The organism is Mesorhizobium sp. M2E.F.Ca.ET.209.01.1.1 (genome assembly GCF_004010375.2).
Classification (GTDB): Bacteria; Pseudomonadota; Alphaproteobacteria; order Rhizobiales; family Rhizobiaceae; genus Mesorhizobium.
In genome coordinates this window covers 1-282 of sequence record NZ_SADP02001332.1, presented here as the reverse complement: position 1 = coordinate 282, position 282 = coordinate 1, and the positions used below count along the sequence as shown (strand labels likewise).

Here is a 282-nt window from a genome sequence, read left to right as displayed (position 1 = left end):
CGGCGAACTGCATGATGTGTTCGTCATGCGTGCGTTGCTCGAGGCGGACGACGAGCCGCTGGGACCGCCCGAGGATACGAAACTTCTCGGCAAGCTGCTCAAGCGTTCGGAAAAGAGCCTGAAGAAGACGTGCCTTGCCGAGGCGGCCGAACTGTTTGACGACACCCCCACGCGCTCGACGAAAAGGCTTGCCCGCAAGGCCCGCGACGATCTTGCCGCCTCGGCCGAAGACGCCGGCGCAATTGCGCCCACCGGCTGATCCGGACCGCACATGCTTTTCCC

1 pseudogene is annotated in these 282 nt (G+C 64.2%); it reads left to right on the top strand.

Annotated elements, in window-relative coordinates:
* Window positions 1-259, top strand: a pseudogene (locus EN852_RS40310) (CHAD domain-containing protein); the annotation flags it as partial.
* Window positions 260-282 lie beyond the last annotated feature (23 nt).